This is a genomic window from Agromyces cavernae, assembly GCF_021044935.1.
Lineage (GTDB): Bacteria > Actinomycetota > Actinomycetes > Actinomycetales > Microbacteriaceae > Agromyces > Agromyces cavernae.
The window spans coordinates 372,632-389,234 of record NZ_JAJNMP010000003.1 but is presented as its reverse complement, the minus strand read 5'-3'; the positions used below and the strand labels follow the sequence as shown (position 1 = coordinate 389,234).

Below are 16,603 nucleotides of genomic sequence, written 5' to 3'. Positions count from 1 at the left end.
CGGCCGTCGCCGCCTTGCATCAGCTCGCGAGAGTTGGTAACTTTGCGGGGCCGGTTGGTAACGATACCAATCAGAGAACGAGGGAGTTCCATGAATTCACGACGCATGGTCGGTGCCGGCATTGCCGCACTCACCGCCGCGACGCTCCTGCTGACGGGCTGCTCTGGCACCGACGGCAGCTCCGACGAGGCCGGGGCGACCACCGGCACGCTCGACTTCTACACCGACAAGGCAGCGTGGGAGCCCGACTTCGACGAGCTCAACGCCGCGAGCGAAGAGCAGGCCGAGATCACCCTGAACACCACCGGTTATTCCGATGCCGCCCAGTACGACGCATTCATCAAGCAGTCGTTCCGCACGCAGAAGAGCCCCGGACTGTTCACCTGGCACACCGGCGACTCGCTCAAGCAACTCGTGGATGAGGGTCTCGTCGCTGAGACGACCGACCTCTGGACGAAGGCGATCGACGAGGGCTGGGCCACCGAGGGCCTCCGCGCTGAGTACACGATCGACGACAAGCAGTACTGCGTGCCCATGAACATCGCCTACTGGGTCATGTACTACAACAAGAACATCTTCGAGGAGCACGGCATCGAGAAGCCCACGACCTGGGAAGAGCTCGACGCCGCCGCGGGCACGCTCAAGGACGCCGGCATCACGCCGTACTACCAGACGAGCACCCTGTTCACCTTCCAGTGGTTCCAGCAGCTCGTCGCAGGCACGGACCCCGAGTTGTACAAGGGCCTCTCGACGGGAGAAGTGAAGTACACCGACCCCGAGATCGTCGAGATCATGGACATCTGGCTCGACCAGCACGAGAAGGGTTGGTTCAGCGACGCGGGTAGCACGGTCGACCCGGCGGTCGGCCTCAAGCAGGGTGACTTCGCGATGATCAACTTCGGCTCGTTCTTCAACGGCTCGCTCGACGGTGCCGGCATGGTCTCGGGCGAGGACTACGACATGTTCGTCATCCCCGCAGTGAACGCCGACCTCGGCACAACCCCGGTCGCCGTGGAGTCCGGTCCGCTCTGCGTCGCCGAGAATTCGAAGCAGAAGGATCTCGGCCTGGCGTACTCCGAGTGGTGGATGTCGGCCGACGCCCAGACCGCCTGGAACGCCGCCCGCGGCGACGTGGCCTTCAACCCGAAGGCGACGGTCAACGACCCCATGCTCGCCGACCTCGGCACGACGGTCGCCGATGGCGAGCACGAGCTGTTCACGCGCTACTTCGAGGCGACGCCGACGCCGATCCTCACGGTTGCGCTCGAGCAGTTCGGCGCGTTCAACGCCAACCCGGGCGACCCGATGCCGTTCCTCGAGGCCATCCAGGCCGAGGCGGACAAGTACTGGGCCGACCAGGAGTAATACAGCATGGCTGTCCTGCAGACGCCCGAAAGGGAACGGACGGTGGGGGGTCTCCCCGAGGCCGCTCACCGTCCTCCCCGCCGCAAGACGCCGTACCAGGCTGCCGCCCGGGGCTTCATCGCCCCGGGCGTGCTGATGGTCGCCGTCCTCCTCTACCTTCCGCTGCTCTGGACGACGTTCCTCAGCTTCACCGAGTACAACGGTCTCGGCGACCCCGAGTGGGTCGGCCTCGACAATTACGTCGAGATGTTCGACGACCCGTCGTTCGTCGGATCCCTGCTCAACACCCTGCTCTGGGTCGCCGGTACGCTGCTGATCCCGGTCGGCGTCGGCCTCGCGCTCGCCCTGCTCACCTGGAACCTCCCCGGAGGCATCTGGCTCCGGCTGCCGTTCCTGATTCCGTACGCGATCTCGGGCATCGGCGTCGGCGTCATCTGGTCGTTCATCCTCTCGGCAAACGGAGCGCTCGACCAGGCCCTCGCGATGATCGGCATCGCCGACCCGCCTCGATGGCTCGTCGACGCCCCGCTGAACACGGTCGTGATGATCATCGCTGCCTCCTGGCAGGGCGTCGGAGTGAATGCACTCCTCTTCACGATCGGCCTCCAGTCCATCCCGAAGGAGCCGCTCGAGGCCGCCCGTGTCGACGGAGCAACCGGCGTCCGGCTCTTCGGGAGCATCCTGTGGCCGATGCTCCGCCCGCTCACCGCGGTCGTCGTCGGACTCTCGATCGTCGCGAGCCTGAAGACCTTCGACATCGTGCTCAGCATGACGAAGGGCGGCCCGGGTCGGGCATCCGAGACGCTCGCGCTCACGATGTACCGCGAGACTTTCGTCAACAGCGACTACGGCCTCGGGTCAGCGATCGCCGTATTCCTTTCGGTCGTCACGCTGGTCGCGTCGGTGCTCTACCTTCGCCAGCAGCTCTCCCAGAAGCACGAGATGTGATCATGTCGAGATTCCTTCGCACCGCAACGCTCGTCGCACTGGGCATCGTGTGGCTGCTGCCCGTCTACCTCCTGATCATCAACGCGAGCAAGTCGCCGACGACATTCACGTCGACCGAGGCATGGATCCCGACCGACTTCTCCCTGTTCGCGAACATCGCCGACGCGATGCAGCTCTCGGGCCTCAGCGACAGCGTCGTCAGCACGCTGGCATACGCGATCGTCTCACCCATCATCGCGGTGGTCGTCGGCGCGGCAGCCGGCTTCGCGATCGTCGCCCTCCGGCTCAAGCGCGGGTTCCTGTGGTTCGTCGTGATCTTCGGAGGCACAGTGTTCCCACTGCAGATGGTGCTGTTGCCGCTTTTCGATGCCTACTCGCGAGTGGGGCTCTACGACACCCATGCCGGCATGATCATCGTGTACACGGCGATCTCGATCCCGTTCTCTGCCTTCGTCATGCGCAACTTCTTCACCGGAGTCGCCCACAACGTGTTCGAGGCGTCGGTGCTCGACGGAGCGACCACGTGGCGCATCTTCACGCGCATCTACCTGCCCATGGCATCGAGCGCGCTCGTCGCGATCTTCATCCTGCAGGCGACGTTCATCTGGAACGACCTCCTGCTCGGCCTCACCCTGAGCCAGTCGGACAACGTGCGACCCATCGTCACGACGCTGTCCGGGATGCAGAGTACGTACGGTGGAGCGCAGATGTCGACCGTCCTCGCGGCGGCCGTCCTCGTGTCGTTGCCGACCGTCGTGCTGTTCCTCTTCACGCAGAAGTTCTTCTCCCGCGGGCTCGCCCTCGGGCAGTACTAGGAGTACGGATGTCCCTTCGCACGTCCCACGTGCCCACGGTCGCCGATCTGGCAGCCGATCCGATCACCCACCATTACGACGACATGATCGCGCCGGCCGGCCTGACGAACCACCTCGGCACGGTTCGGGTAGACCACGACCTCACGTCCATCACGGCGGTCCAGTTCCCGCCGGTGTCGCAGGGCCTCGCGACGACGGCAGTGGCCTTCGTCGACGGCCGGATCTTGAAGTCCTACGGCGCTCCGGTGACGCACGAGTGGCGTCCAGACCGCGTCATCCGCCGCGCCGGACTGCCGGGCCTCGATCTCGAGACCACGACGGTGGCGGTCCCCGGACGGACCGCGGTGGCGATCGACGTGCGACTCCGGAACACGGGCGGCGAGGACCGCACGGTCGAGGTCATGCTCTCGCTCGCCGCCCGGGTCGTCGCCGGGGCCGAGGCGTGGAACACTCCCGAGTCGCCGGATGCGAGCAACGTCGCATCAGTCGACGGAGCACGGCTCGTTTTCGCCGATGACGCCGAGACGGCGTGGAGCGTACAGGGCGTCGACGTCCCGGCGACCGCGCGCCTGAGTGGAGTCGCACCGCCCTCCGAGGACTACATGGTCGGCATCGGCGGCATGGGCCGCGGCGGCGATGTCACCGTGGTCCTCGATGTCCCGGCCGGTGGCGAGGCACGGTTCGGCTATGTGCACGCCGTCGGCAGGAGACGCGACGATGCAGTCGGCCAGTACGAGGCGGTCGCCGCCGACGTGCCGGGCGCGGTCGCGGCATCCGAACGATACTGGAACGCCCAGCTCGAGGCTGCGGTAACGCCGGGAAACAGCGAGTTCTCGGGCCATCTGCCGGTGCTCGAGACGACTTCGGAGCCGCTGCGCCGGCTGTACTGGTGGGGCATCCTGGGGATCCTCTACTTCCGTCGTGACTACGACGGCAACGTGCTCGGCCGCAGCTACGACACGCTCATGCCGAACTATTGGGCGACGACGACGTTCCTCTGGGATTTCAGCTTGAGCTCGCTGACCCATGCACTGCTCGATCCCGATGCGATGCGGAAGCAGCTCACCCACTGGGTCACGAACGACACGCACACGCTGTTCGGCACGTCGTCGCTGACCGGCGGTCCGGTCGGCCAGTGGTACTCGGTGAACGACTACGCGATGACGCGACTCGTGCGCGACTACCTGCGATTCACGGGCGACGACGCGTTCCTCGACGAGCAGCTGGACGACGGTCGCAGCGTGCTCGATCACCTGCGCTTCTGGGCGCGTGCGTGGCAGGGTCTGCGACGGTCCTCGAAGCTCGCCGATTACGGCGAGATCGAGAACCTGCTCGAGTGCGTGAGCTCGTACACGCACGAGGTCGCGAGTTTCAATGCGGCGAACGTGTGGAACCTGCGGGTGACGGCCGATGTTCTCGAGTCTCGTGGCGATGCGGCCGGCGCGGCCGGGTTGCGCGCCGAGGCCGACGAACTGGTCGTCGAGGTTCGGGAGCTGTACCTGCCCGGCGAGGGCTTCTTCGCCGCGCGTCAGCCCGACGGGTCCAGGCTGCCGGTTCGACACTGCTACGACTTCAACATCGTCGGCACGACGATCCCCGACGATCTCGACGAGGCGACACGGAAGGAGATGGTCGCGTTCTTCCGGCGCGAACTGCAGACGCCCGAGTGGCTCCGTGCCCTCTCGCCTTGGGACCCTGATGCCTCGTACAGCGTGCGGCCCGATCACCAGTGGAACGGCGCGTACACCGCCTGGCCGGCAGACTCCGCACGCGCGCTGGTCGCGCTCGGCGATCCGGAGGTCGCGCTCGACTGGCTCCCCGGCCTCGCCCGCACGGCGAATCAGGGGCCGCCCGCGCAGGCGCATTTCGTGGCGGAGGCGCAACCGCTCGTCAACGGCGGCGCGCGCAAGGCCCCACCGCAGCTGCCGTACATCAACGACTGGGCGTGTTCCTCGTCGGGCGCCTACGTCGCGCTCGTCATCGAGTCGCTGTTCGGCGCCGCGCCCGGCATCGGCGGGCTCGGCACGGTCGAGGGATGCGTCGACCGGATCGATCCGCACGCCGTTCTCCGCGGCCTCCGCGTCGGGGACAGGATCGTCGACGTCCACGCCGACGGAACGGTCGTCGACGTTCGATGATCGCGGAGCGGCTCAGCGACGTGCGGCTGGACGAGATCGAGATACGCGGAGCGATCACCGTCGATCACACCCCTTACGGACTGTTCCCCCGACGCCTTCCAGAATGGGCGCGAGCGCAGATCCCCGACGCGTTCATGGTCCAGACTTCGGCCGAGAGCGCGGGGATCCGACTGGCGTTCCGCACGACTGCGACCGTGATCGAACTCGACGTTCGGGCGCGGCGCATGACACCCGATGCGGAGTCACCGCTGCCGCCGAGCACCTACGAACTCACCTCGGGCCGTGAGGTGGTCGGGCGGTCCCACGCGGCCGCAGGATCCCGCTATGTCTTCTCGTTCGATCGGCCCGAGGGCATGGTCATCGACGGACCGGCATCGACCGTGCGGTTCACCGGGCTCGACGGCGACGCGCTGGACCTCGAGCTGTGGCTTCCGTACACCGATGCGGTCGAGGTGCTGGCGCTGCGAGCGGATGCACCGGTCGAGCGTCCGCGTGACGCCCAGCGAACGCGATGGCTGCATCACGGCAGCTCGATCAGCCACGGGTATCGCGCCGACTTCACGACGGGCACCTGGCCGGTCGTCGCCGCGCTCGCCGCGGGTGCCGACCTCACGAACGTCGCCTTCTCGGGCAACGCGATGCTCGACCCGTTCACCGCGAGGACGATGCGTGATGCTGCCGCCGATCTCATCAGCCTGAAGGTGGGCATCAACCTCGTGAACGGAGATGTCATGCGCCGACGCGCGTTCCTGCCGGCGGTGCACGGGTTCATCGACACGATTCGCGACGGACATCCCGATACGCCGATCGTCGTTGTCTCGCCGATCTGGTGCGAGCCGGCCGAGCGAGCCGCCGGACCGACGATCCAAGATCCGACGAAGGCATTCGAGTGGTCGGTGGCAGGGGGCACCCGCGACGAAGTCGCCCAGGGCAAGCTCTCGCTCGCCTCGATCCGCGAGGACCTCCGAGAGATCGTCGCCACTCGGGCAGTCGCCGACCCCGAGCTCCGATACGTGGACGGTCTGGATCTCTACGGGCCCGACGCCGCCGCGAGGATGCCGCTTCCCGACAACCTCCATCCGGGGCCCGACGCCCAGCGTCACATCGGCGAGCGGTTCGCGGAACTGGTCCTGACCCCGTTCACGAATCACACCACCTGACGGAGCCCGGCCACGAGAGTGCAGTCGACGCCATCCAAGCGGCGGGAGGTGCACTCTCGGCGCGGGTAGCGGTGCGGCGCGTGTCGATGCGCCGGCGGCCGACTCAGCGTGGCGCGGCCGTGGTGCTCGAGCGCACCACCAGGCGGGTCGGCAGCGGCGCGCCCGAGTCGGGAAGCGGGTCCGCCACCGCGTCTTCGCCGAGCAGGTGCAGCACCACGTCGACGGCGAGACGGCCCTGGGCGCCGGGGTACTGCTCGATCGTCGTGAGCCCGAACATCTCGGCGTACTCGTGGCCGTCGACGCCGATGACGGACAGGTCGCCCGGCACCGCGAGACCGAGCCGTTCGGCGGCACGGATGGCGCCGAACGCCATCTCGTCTGAGGCCGCGAACACCGCCGACGGCCGTCGGCCGGGATGGCCGAGCAGCTGCAGCGCCCCCGTGTACCCGCCCGGCATGGTCATCTCGGCCTCGACGATGTGCGCGTCGGCATCGGACGCGTGGCCGGCAGCCGCCATCGCCTCGAGGAAGCCCTCGCGGCGACATCCCGGTACGCTTTCCGGGGTCGAGGCCGCGCCCTCGCCGGCGAGATGTGCGATTCGGGTGTGGCCGAGGTGCAGCAGGTGCTCGGTCGCGAGGGCGCCGGCCGCGCGATCGTCGATCGAGAGGCGCGCACCACCCGCGCCGCTGCCGCCGAGGCTCACGAACGGCTTCTCGCGTCGGTCGAGCGAGGCCGTCTCGCGCTCGGTGAGATCGACGCCGACGGCGATCACCGCGTCGACCCGCTTGCGGGCGAGGAAGAAGTCGAAGACCCGATCGCGGTCCTCGCCGGCCGAGCCGACGTTGTAGAGCGTCAGGTCGTAGCCCGCCTCGAGCAGCGCGCGCTCGATGCCCTCGAGCACCTCGCCGAAGAACCAGCGGTTCACGAACGGGATCACGACGCCGACGTTCATGGTGCGCCCCGTGACGAGGCTCGCTGCGGCCGGCGACGCGATATAGCCGATCTCGGCGGCCGCGACCTCGACCCGGCGGCGGGTGGCCTCGGCGACATGCCCGCGACCCGAGAGCGCGCGCGACGCCGTGGCCTTCGAGACCCCGGCGAGCCGTGCCACGTCGCCGATCGCGGCCATCAGCAACCCCCTCCATCGGGCAGTTCCGGTGCTGAGCATAGTGGTTGCGACCGCCGACATGGAACCGGTTCCAGAGTGCGAATCGGATGCCTCGCCGCGGCCCTCACGCGCCGTGGGAGCGCTCTCCACCAGCAGCGTGAGGCCTCGCGCATGGTGCCCGATTCGTGATCTGCGTTCCCTTGTGGTCGCCCGTGCACCTGTCCTAGCGTGGAGGCTGGAACCGGTTCCCGGTCTTCCTTTCGCACTGGGCACCACACCGGCACCACCACCTGCACCACACTCGACGAGGAGATGGACATGAGACTCACACGGCATCGCCGTTGGATCGGCCCCGTGGCCGTAGCCGCAGCGGCCGGCCTCGCGCTCACCGCGTGTACCGGCGATATCGCCCAGCAAGATGCGGCCGACACCGATTGCGCCGACTACGAGGAGTACGGCACCTTCGACGGCGCCGAGGTCACGGTCGCCGGCACGATCCTCGACCTCGAGGCCGACCGGCTCGTCGAGTCGTGGGCCGACTTCGAGACGTGCACCGGCATCACGGTCGACTACCAGGGCTCGAGCGAGTTCGAGGCCCAGATCGCGGTGCTCGCCGAGGGCGGCAACGCCCCCGACGTCGGCATCGTGCCGCAGCCCGGCCTGCTGAACCGGCTGGCCGACGGCGGCTGGCTCATTCCGGCGTCGCAGCCCGTCGTCGACAACATCGACGAGTGGTGGGACCCGATCTGGAAGGAGTACGCGACCGTCGACGGCACCGTGTACGCCGCCCCGCTCATGGCGAGCGTGAAGGGCTGGGTCTGGTATTCGCCCGCCGAGTTCGAGGAGAACGGCTACGAGATCCCCCAGACGCTCGACGAGCTCAGTGCGCTCTCCGACCAGATCGCGGCCGACAGCGGGCGCCAGCCGTGGTGCGTCGGCCTCGAGTCGGGTGACGCCACCGGATGGCCCGGGACCGACTGGATCGAGGACTACATGCTGCGCCTGCACGGCGCCGACGTGTACGACCAGTGGGTGACGCACGGCATCCCGTTCAACGACCCGCAGGTCGCCGAGGCGTTCGACGCTGTCGGTGCGTACCTGAAGAACGAGGAGATGGTCAACGGCGGCATCGGCGACGTGTCGACGCTCGTCACCGAGGCGTTCCAGACCGGCGGCCTGCCGATCCTCGACGGCGAATGCTCGCTGCACCACCAGGCCTCGTTCTACGAGACCTTCTGGAACCCCGAGGGCGGCGACGCGAACACGGTGGCATCCGACGGCACGGTCTTCGGATTCCTCCTCCCGCCCGCGAACGCCGACGACCCGCTGTCGGTGACCGGTGGTGGCGAGTTCCCGGTCGCGTTCCGCGACGCCGAAGAGGTCGAGGCGTTCCGCCACTACCTCTCGAGTGACACCTGGGCGAACAACCGCGTGAGCCTGGGCGGCGTCGTCAGCGCGAACAAGGGGCTCGATCCCGAGAATGCGTCGAGCGAACTGCTCGTGCAGGCCGTCGAGATCCTGCAGGACCCCGAGACGACGTTCCGGTTCGACGGGTCCGACCTGATGCCCGGTGCCGTCGGCGCCGATTCCTTCTGGAAGGGCATCGTGGCCTGGGTCGGCGGAGAGAGCACCCCACAGGTGCTCGACACCATCGAAGCCAGCTGGCCGGCGAGTTAGTAGCGCGCATCACGCCGCACGCGGCATGATCGAGGGGCGGGGCTTCGAAACCCCGCCCCTCGTCACCCAGTCTCAACGACGACCGTTCAATGACGAACATTGGGAGGCACGATGACCACGGCCGATCTCCTCGGCAAGATCCTTCAGGTGGTGATGGGTCTCGCGATCTTCGCGGCGGTCGTCGGCCTGCTCATCTTCTTCATCGACAAGGCGCCCAAGAAGGGCCGCGACTACTGGCAGCTCGGCTTGTTCCTGCTGCCGGCGATGCTCTTCGTCGCGATCGGCCTGGTCTATCCCGCCATCCGCACGAGCTTTCTCGCGTTCCAGGACAACTCCGGCGCCTGGACCCTCGACAACTTCATCTGGATGTTCACCCAGCCCGCCGCTATCCGCACGCTCATCAACACGTTCATCTGGGTGGCGCTCGCGCCGATCGTGTCGACGGTGATCGGCCTCGCGTACGCCGTGTTCATCGATCGGTCGCGCGGTGAGAAGTACTACAAGGTGATCCTGTTCATGCCGATCGCGATCTCGTTCGTCGGCGCCAGTGTCATCTGGCGGTTCGTCTACGAGTACCGCTCCGGCGGTCGTGAGCAGATCGGCCTGCTGAACGCGATCGTCGTGGCACTCGGCGGCGAACCGGTGCAGTGGATGCAGACCGACCCGATCAACACCATCCTGCTGATCGTCATCATGATCTGGGTCCAGACCGGTTTCGCGATGGTGCTGCTCAGTGCTGCCATCAAGGGCGTACCCACAGAGCAGATCGAAGCGGCGCAACTCGACGGCACGAACGCGTGGCAACGGTTCAGGAACGTGACGGTCCCGGGCATCCGCGGCGCCCTCGTCGTGGTGTTCACGACGATCTCGATCGCGACGCTGAAGGTCTTCGACATCGTGCGAACCATGACTGCGGGCAACTTCGACACCAGCGTGGTCGCGAACGAGATGTACACCCAGGCGTTCCGGGCGAGCGAGATCGGGCGGGGGTCGGCCCTCGCGCTCATCCTGTTCGTGTTCGTGCTGCCGATCATCATCTACAACGTCAACGTGCTTCGCAAGCAGAGGGAGATCCGATGAGCAGCGTCGCCCCGGCCGATCTCCCGATCGGCAGAGAACTCGCCGACGGCGAGGCCATCGAGCTCGCCGATTCCGAGCCCGGCACCAAGACGGCGCGCGTCAAGAAGCGCCTCACCTCACGCACCGCGACGATCGCGTCGATTATCATCGCCGTGGTCTGGACGATCCCGACGTTCGGCCTGCTGGTCTCGTCGTTCCGTCCGGCCGAGCTCATCCAGACCACTGGTTGGTGGACGATCTTCCAGAATCCCGGCTTCACGCTCGAGAACTACCAGAACGTGCTCTTCTCGGCGTCGAGGTCATCGCCGCAGCTCGGCGCCTACATCGTGAACTCGATCGCGATCACCCTGCTCGGCACACTGATCACGCTGGTCTTCGCCTCGATGGCGGCATACGCGTTCGCGTGGATCAGGTTCAAGTGGGTGAATTGGCTGTTCATCTTCGTGTTCGCCCTGCAGATCATCCCGCTGCAGATGTCGCTCGTGCCGCTGCTGCAGATCTTCTCGACGTGGCTCCGGCCGATGCAGGCGTGGCTCCACGACGTCGTGCCGATCATTCCCGAGCAGAACTACCTGCCGCTCTGGCTCGCGCACGCGATGTTCGGCCTACCGCTCGCCATCTTCCTGCTGCACAACTTCATCGCCGAGATCCCCGCCGATGTCATCGAGGCGGCGAAGGTCGACGGGGCGACGCACGGGCAGATCTTCTTCCGCATCGTGCTGCCGCTGGCGACCCCGGCACTCGCGTCGTTCGCGATCTTCCAGTTCATCTGGGTCTGGAACGACCTGCTCGTCGCGCTCATCTTCTCGGGAGGCACGCAGGACGTCGCACCGATCACCCAACGATTGGCGGAGTTGGTCGGCACGAGAGGCCAGGACTGGCAGTTGCTGACGGCCGCGGCGTTCATCTCGATCATCATCCCGCTCATCGTGTTCTTCGCCCTGCAGAGATACTTCGTGCGCGGACTGCTCGCGGGCGCCACGAAGGGTTAGCCGGGCCGATGTTCTCACGGTGATGGTGAACGGAGGCCGCATGCTTCGGGATGCGGCCTCCGACGCGCAACCCGTGGCCGCCCGGGCGTCGACGCGGTAGAACAGGGTGCATGGCCGCATCGCCACTGCTGCTCGGCCCGATGGTGCGCTACGTCGATGAGACGTCCGCAGGCATCTGGGTGGAGACACGAGCGGAATGCCGGGTGAGCGTGCACGCCGAGGGCGTGTCGTGGGATGCCCCGACCTTCGCCGTCCACGACCACCACTACGCGCTCGTCGAGCTCGACGGCCTCGATCCGGGTGCCGAGTTCGCCTACCGGGTGGAGATCGACGGCGCGACGGTGTGGCCCGAGCCGGGATCGGAGTATCCGGAGTCGCGGATCACGACTCGGACGCCGGGACGACCGCTGCGCATGGCCTTCGGATCCTGCCGGACCAGCGTCCCGCACGATCGTTCGGGGAACCGTACCCATGGCGTCGACTCGCTGCGCGCGTTCGCTCTGGCGGCGGCGGGGGACCCCGGTATCCGACCGGATCTGCTGCTGTTCCTCGGCGACCAGGTGTACGCGGACTCGACCACGGAGGAGATGCGGAAGTTCATCCGCGGCCGGCGCGACATCCGCGAGGAACCCGGGACGGAACTCAAGGACTACGAGGAGTATGCCCACCTGTACCAGCTCGCCTGGTCGGACCCCGCGAACCGGTGGCTGCTCTCGTGCGTGCCGACCGCGATGGTCTTCGACGACCATGACATCCGCGACGACTGGAATGCGTCGCTCGACTGGCGGAAGAAGATGGAGCAGACCTCGTGGTGGAAGGGCCGAATCGTCGCGGGGCTGGCGTCGTACTGGGTGTACCAGCACCTCGGGAACCTCTCACCGCGCGAGCGCGCCGAGGACGAACTGTGGCGGACCATCGGCGAACACGACGGCGATGGGGAACTCGACCTCACCGACGCCCTCGACGCCTTCGCCGATCGGTGCGACGCGCATCCCGAGTCCTACCGCTGGAGCTATCGCCGGGACTACGACGATGTTCGCCTGATCGTGGTCGACTCGCGAGTCTCGAGGGAACTCGAACCGTCGGCGCGCGGGCTGCTGGACGAGGAGGAACTCGCGTGGTTCGACGAGCAGATGCAGGGTGGATTCCGCCATGTGCTGGTGGCGAGCTCGCTGCCGTTCCTCCTCCCGAGAGGACTCCACCACGTCGAAGCATGGGACGAGGCGATCGCGTTGGGGGCGTGGGGGAGGGGCGCCGCCTGGGTCGGCGAGAAGCTCAGGCAGGCCGTCGACCTCGAGCACTGGGCCGCCTTCCAGAACAGCTTCCACGCGGTGGCGCGCATCGCGACCGAGCTCGCGGACGGCGAGCGCGGCCCGTCCCCGCTGAGCGTGACGTTCCTGTCGGGTGATGTGCACTTCTCCTACCTGGCCGAAGTCGAGCGCGACGGCGGGGGCCGTATCGTGCAGGCGGTCTGCTCCCCGATACGGAACCCGCTCCCACGATTCCTTCGCTGGTTCGCCGTCGTGATGTCGTATGGTGTGGCCACGCCGATGGGCGCTGCGGCCGCCCACTCGGTGAAGGTTCCCGATCCGCCCTTCCGCTGGAAGACCGTCAAGGGGCCGTGGTTCGACAACAACCTCGCGATGCTGCACGACGCCGACGACGGACTGAGGATGACGTGGAGCACCGGCGTGGTCGAGGACGGCGACGAGCTCCACCCCCGGCTCGAGCAGGTGGCGTCGGTCATCGTGCCCTCGACGCGCGACATTCCGCTGTCGGCGTGAGCGTTCGCAGGGGTGGGACCCTGCGAGAGTGCGGAGCACGCGGCATAGGCTGAAACCCATGAGCATGCATGGGGGCGCGCCCGGCGGGCAGACGGGCCGATACGGCAAGGCGCGTACCCGCATCGCGTCGGCCGACGAAGCAGCGCAGCGCGCCGAGAACGCCGAGGCGCCGAAGATCCCGCACCTGCTGGGCCGCATCGCCGAGCTGTTCGCGGCGCACAAGCTCGCACTCATCACCACGGTCGTGCTCGTGCTCATCGGCGCGGCGCTGAGCGTGATACCGCCGCTGCTCACCCAGCGCGCGTTCGACGACGGCCTCTTCCCGGTCGATGCCGGTGGAGCGACATCCGGCCCGAACATCCCGGTGCTGACGACGCTCGTGCTCGCGATGATCGGCGTGTTCATCGTGTCGGCGCTCCTCGGCGTGTGGCAGACGTGGCTCACGGCGAACATCGGCAACAAGGTCATGGGCACGCTGCGCGTGCGGCTCTTCACGCACCTGCAGGCCATGGAGCTCAGCTTCTTCACCCGCACGAAGACAGGCGTCATCCAGTCGCGGCTGCAGAACGACGTCGGCGGCGTCGCGAGCGTGCTCACGAACACGGTGTCGAGCGTGCTCGGCAACACCGTGACGGTGATCTCGGCGTTCATCGCGATGCTGCTGCTGAACTGGCAGCTCACGATCATCGCGCTCGTGCTGATGCCGTTCATGGTCATCGCACAGCGACGCGTCGGGCAGGTGCGTGCGCGCATCGCGGGCAAGACGCAGGAGTCGCTGTCGGAGATGACGGCGATCACGCAGGAGACGCTGAGCGTGTCGGGCATCCTGCTGTCGAAGAGCTTCACCCGGCAGCGCAGCGAGATCGAGCGCTACGCCGATGAGAACCAGAACCAGATCGGCCTGCAGGTGCGCCAGCAGATGACCGGCCAGTGGTTCTTCGCGATGGTGAACATCTTCATGTCGTCGATCCCCGCGATCGTCTACCTGGTGTCGGGCTGGCTGATCGCCGGCGGGTCGGCGGATGTCACGGCCGGGACGATCGTCGCGTTCACCACGGTGCAGGCGCGGTTGCTGTTCCCACTCATGGGGCTCATGCGGGTTGCACTCGACCTGCAGACCTCGAGCGCGCTGTTCGCGCGGATCTTCGAGTACCTCGACCTGAAGCCCGCGATCACGGATGACCCGGGCGCACGCCCGGTGCCCACCGACGGCGTCCTCGGCCGGGTGGAGTTCGATCGGGTCTCATTCCGGTACCCCGACGCCGACGGCGACTCGCGTCCGACCCTCGACGACGTGAGCTTCACGATCGAGCCCGGTCAGTTCGCGGCGTTCGTGGGCCCGAGCGGCGCCGGCAAGACGACGGTGTCGTACCTCGTGCCCCGGCTCTACGAGGCGTCTTCGGGTGCGGTGCGCTTCGCTGGGGCCGACGTGCGCGAGCTCAGCCAGGAGTCGCTCATGTCGCACATCGGCATCGTGAGCCAGGAGACGTACCTCTTCCACGCGTCGATCGCCGAGAACCTGCGGTACGCGCGCCCCGACGCGACCGATGTCGAGCTCGAGGCGGCCGCCCGCGCGGCGAACATCCACGAGACGATCGCGTCGTTCCCCGACGGGTACGCCACGGTCGTCGGCGAGCGCGGCTATCGGCTCTCGGGCGGCGAGAAGCAGCGCATCGCCATCGCGCGAGTGCTGCTGAAGGATCCTGCCGTGCTCGTGCTCGATGAGGCGACGAGCGCGCTCGACACGATCAGCGAGCGGGTGGTGCAGGAGGCGCTCGACGACGCCGCGCGCGGCCGCACGACGATCGCGATCGCGCACCGGCTCTCGACCGTGGTCGCGGCCGATGTCATCTTCGTCATCGTCGCCGGTCGCGTCGTCGAGCAGGGCACGCACGCCGAGCTCGTCGGGGTCGACGGGGTCTACGCCTCGCTCTACCGCCAGCAGGAGCAGCGCCCCGTGCTCGAGACCCCGTCGGTCGAGTAGGCCGCCCATCCGTGGGTTGAGGAGCGAGCGCAGCGAGCGTCTCGAAACCTGCCCGACGGGTTTCGAGACGGCGCTGGCGCGCCTACTCGAGCCTCTCGGCGCCGCGCTCGGCGAGCATGTCGTTCATGAGGTCGATCTCGGATTGCTGACTGGCGACGATCGAGTTGGAGAGGTCGACGACGACGTCGTTCGACGAGCGCTCGAGCGCGGCCTCGGCCATCTCGACCGCGCCCCTGTGGTGGGCGATCATGAGTTCGAGGAACATCACCTCGGCGGCCCGGCCCTCGAGACCCTGGAGTTCGGCGATCTGCTCGGGCGTCGCGAGCCCCGGCATCGGTTCGCCCGGGGTGTGCGTCGCATGCGAGTCCTGCGAGTCGTGAGTGGAGTGCCCGGCGCCGCCCTCGGCGGGACGGGTCATCCACGTCATCGACGGCTCGGAGCCCGCCTGTGAGAGATCCCACTCGGCGAGCCATCCGTACATCTGCCCGGCCTGCTGGGCCTGCGTCGTCGCGATGTCGTACCCCAGCAGTCGCACGTCGGGATCGTCGGTGCGATCGCGGATGATCATCGCGAGCTCGACGCCCTGCTGGTGGTGCACCTGCATGTCGCGGGCGAAGCCCGCCTCGGCGCTCGTGTCGGTAGGGGTGGGCTCGGCGAGCGTCGACAGGCGGCCGATCGAGAACGCCGCGACCGCGACGATGACGAGTGCCACGGCCGCCGCGACGATGACCGCGACGCGAGCCCCGCGGCTCATGCGGTGGTGCTCATGGGCGTCGTGCCCCGCGCCCGCCCCGTCGTGCTCGCGCCCCTCGGTCACGAGACCTTGCCGGGCCCGTCGATCGCGCCCGTGCAGAGCGCGCCGGGCTCGGGCACGTTCTGGCTCTGCCAGTACTCCTCGAGGTACTCCGCGATGCGGGGGTCGTCGGCCTCGTCGACCTGCAGCTGCGTGTTCCAACCGCTCAGCACGATGGGCGAGGGGAGGCCGTCGAACGGCGAGAGCACGATGTAGGTCGACGGCAGCTTCGACCTGAGGGTCTCGAGGTCGGCGTCGCTGAGGCTCGGGTCGTAGGTGACCCAGATGGCCCCGTGTTCGAGCGAGTGCACCGCGTTCTCGTTGGGCACGGGCTCGGTGTACACGCCGCAGTTGAGCCACGCGGGGTTGTGTTCGCCGCCGGCGGGCGGGGTCTGGGCGTATTCGACGGCCCCTTCGACGTGGTTCGACGTGTTCTCGAACGTCTCGACGCCCTCGATGGTGGCGCCCTCGCCACCTGCGGTGTACCTGGCGGCCTGAGGGGTGAGCACGATCGACGTGATCAGCAGTCCGACGACGACGGCCGCGGCGACCGAGCCACCCCAGATGAGGATGCGACGGTTGCGCCGCGCCTTCGCCTCACGGCGGCGGAACTCCTCGAGCTTGCGCTGGCGTTCTGCGGCGCGCTGCTCTTTGACGGTCGGCTTCTTCGCCTTGGTGGGGGGAACGGGCGGGGTCGCGCTCACGCGTGGGCCTCTCTCGGTGGACGGGGTTGATCGAACGACGTCTTCGTTCAATACG

Annotated in this window: 13 protein-coding genes; 10 read left to right on the top strand and 3 right to left on the bottom strand. The window is 67.7% G+C overall.

All coding sequences use genetic code 11. The annotated features are described in order from the left end of the window. The first annotated feature begins 90 nt into the window (after positions 1-90). The 5 genes from LQ757_RS13160 to LQ757_RS13140 are packed head-to-tail and all read left to right on the top strand — an operon-like array spanning position 91 to position 6,426. Complete coding sequence (locus tag LQ757_RS13160) at positions 91-1,365, top strand: ABC transporter substrate-binding protein (RefSeq protein WP_231047705.1); 1,275 nt, start codon at positions 91-93, stop codon at positions 1,363-1,365. A 6-nt stretch (positions 1,366-1,371) separates the two neighbouring features. Continuing rightward, entirely contained in the window at positions 1,372-2,313 is a 942-nt protein-coding gene (locus tag LQ757_RS13155; protein ID WP_231047704.1) for a carbohydrate ABC transporter permease, read from the top strand. Positions 2,314-2,315: 2 nt separating this feature from the next. Next, a complete protein-coding gene (locus LQ757_RS13150) occupies positions 2,316-3,128 on the top strand; it encodes a carbohydrate ABC transporter permease (protein ID WP_231047703.1) in 813 nt (270 codons plus the stop codon). A gap of 8 nt (positions 3,129-3,136) precedes the next feature. Further along, a complete protein-coding gene (locus LQ757_RS13145; RefSeq protein WP_231047702.1) occupies positions 3,137-5,266 on the top strand; it encodes a hypothetical protein in 2,130 nt (709 codons plus the stop codon). After that, positions 5,263-6,426, top strand: coding sequence for a GDSL-type esterase/lipase family protein (locus LQ757_RS13140; RefSeq protein ID WP_231047701.1), 1,164 nt, complete (start codon positions 5,263-5,265; stop codon positions 6,424-6,426). Before LQ757_RS13145 ends, LQ757_RS13140 begins: the two co-directional genes overlap by 4 nt. A gap of 103 nt (positions 6,427-6,529) precedes the next feature. On the opposite strand, the gene LQ757_RS13135 is transcribed toward LQ757_RS13140, so the two are convergent. Then, on the bottom strand, positions 6,530-7,555 hold the full coding sequence (locus LQ757_RS13135) for a LacI family DNA-binding transcriptional regulator (RefSeq protein ID WP_231047700.1): 1,026 nt from the start codon (positions 7,553-7,555) through the stop codon (positions 6,530-6,532). Between the two features lie 297 nt (positions 7,556-7,852). On the opposite strand from LQ757_RS13135, the gene LQ757_RS13130 reads away from it, so the two are divergent. From LQ757_RS13130 to LQ757_RS13110, 5 genes are all read left to right on the top strand, one after another. Then, positions 7,853-9,211: an ABC transporter substrate-binding protein gene (locus LQ757_RS13130; RefSeq protein WP_231047699.1), complete on the top strand. Its 1,359-nt coding sequence runs from the start codon at positions 7,853-7,855 to the stop codon at positions 9,209-9,211. A gap of 111 nt (positions 9,212-9,322) precedes the next feature. Beyond that, positions 9,323-10,291: a carbohydrate ABC transporter permease gene (locus LQ757_RS13125; protein WP_231047698.1), complete on the top strand. Its 969-nt coding sequence runs from the start codon at positions 9,323-9,325 to the stop codon at positions 10,289-10,291. Next, positions 10,288-11,283, top strand: a complete 996-nt coding sequence (locus tag LQ757_RS13120) for a carbohydrate ABC transporter permease (RefSeq protein ID WP_231047697.1) — start codon at positions 10,288-10,290, stop codon at positions 11,281-11,283. The genes LQ757_RS13125 and LQ757_RS13120 overlap by 4 nt, the downstream gene beginning before the upstream one ends. Before the next feature lie 110 nt (positions 11,284-11,393). Beyond that, on the top strand, positions 11,394-13,067 hold the full coding sequence (locus tag LQ757_RS13115; RefSeq protein WP_231047696.1) for an alkaline phosphatase D family protein: 1,674 nt from the start codon (positions 11,394-11,396) through the stop codon (positions 13,065-13,067). A 64-nt stretch (positions 13,068-13,131) separates the two neighbouring features. Then, positions 13,132-15,051, top strand: a complete 1,920-nt coding sequence (locus LQ757_RS13110; RefSeq protein ID WP_372459664.1) for an ABC transporter ATP-binding protein — start codon at positions 13,132-13,134, stop codon at positions 15,049-15,051. 82 nt (positions 15,052-15,133) lie between these two features. Here the strand turns inward: LQ757_RS13110 and LQ757_RS13105 are convergent, their stop codons facing one another. Beyond that, the gene (locus LQ757_RS13105) at positions 15,134-15,868 is read right to left on the bottom strand and encodes a DUF305 domain-containing protein (protein ID WP_231047694.1); all 735 of its coding nucleotides are present in this window, start codon (positions 15,866-15,868) and stop codon (positions 15,134-15,136) included. Further along, positions 15,865-16,548 carry a thioredoxin-like domain-containing protein gene (locus tag LQ757_RS13100; protein ID WP_231047693.1) on the bottom strand — a complete coding sequence of 228 codons (684 nt, stop codon included), beginning with the start codon at positions 16,546-16,548 and terminating at the stop codon, positions 15,865-15,867. Before LQ757_RS13100 ends, LQ757_RS13105 begins: the two co-directional genes overlap by 4 nt. Positions 16,549-16,603 lie beyond the last annotated feature (55 nt).

Coding starts and splice junctions, on each gene's coding strand:
- LQ757_RS13160 (WP_231047705.1), top strand. CDS start 91: ATGAATTCACGACGCATGGTCGGTGCCGGCATTGCCGCACTCACCGCC.
- LQ757_RS13155 (WP_231047704.1), top strand. CDS start 1,372: ATGGCTGTCCTGCAGACGCCCGAAAGGGAACGGACGGTGGGGGGTCTC.
- LQ757_RS13150 (WP_231047703.1), top strand. CDS start 2,316: ATGTCGAGATTCCTTCGCACCGCAACGCTCGTCGCACTGGGCATCGTG.
- LQ757_RS13145 (WP_231047702.1), top strand. CDS start 3,137: ATGTCCCTTCGCACGTCCCACGTGCCCACGGTCGCCGATCTGGCAGCC.
- LQ757_RS13140 (WP_231047701.1), top strand. CDS start 5,263: ATGATCGCGGAGCGGCTCAGCGACGTGCGGCTGGACGAGATCGAGATA.
- LQ757_RS13135 (WP_231047700.1), bottom strand. CDS start 7,555: ATGGCCGCGATCGGCGACGTGGCACGGCTCGCCGGGGTCTCGAAGGCC.
- LQ757_RS13130 (WP_231047699.1), top strand. CDS start 7,853: ATGAGACTCACACGGCATCGCCGTTGGATCGGCCCCGTGGCCGTAGCC.
- LQ757_RS13125 (WP_231047698.1), top strand. CDS start 9,323: ATGACCACGGCCGATCTCCTCGGCAAGATCCTTCAGGTGGTGATGGGT.
- LQ757_RS13120 (WP_231047697.1), top strand. CDS start 10,288: ATGAGCAGCGTCGCCCCGGCCGATCTCCCGATCGGCAGAGAACTCGCC.
- LQ757_RS13115 (WP_231047696.1), top strand. CDS start 11,394: ATGGCCGCATCGCCACTGCTGCTCGGCCCGATGGTGCGCTACGTCGAT.
- LQ757_RS13110 (WP_372459664.1), top strand. CDS start 13,132: ATGCATGGGGGCGCGCCCGGCGGGCAGACGGGCCGATACGGCAAGGCG.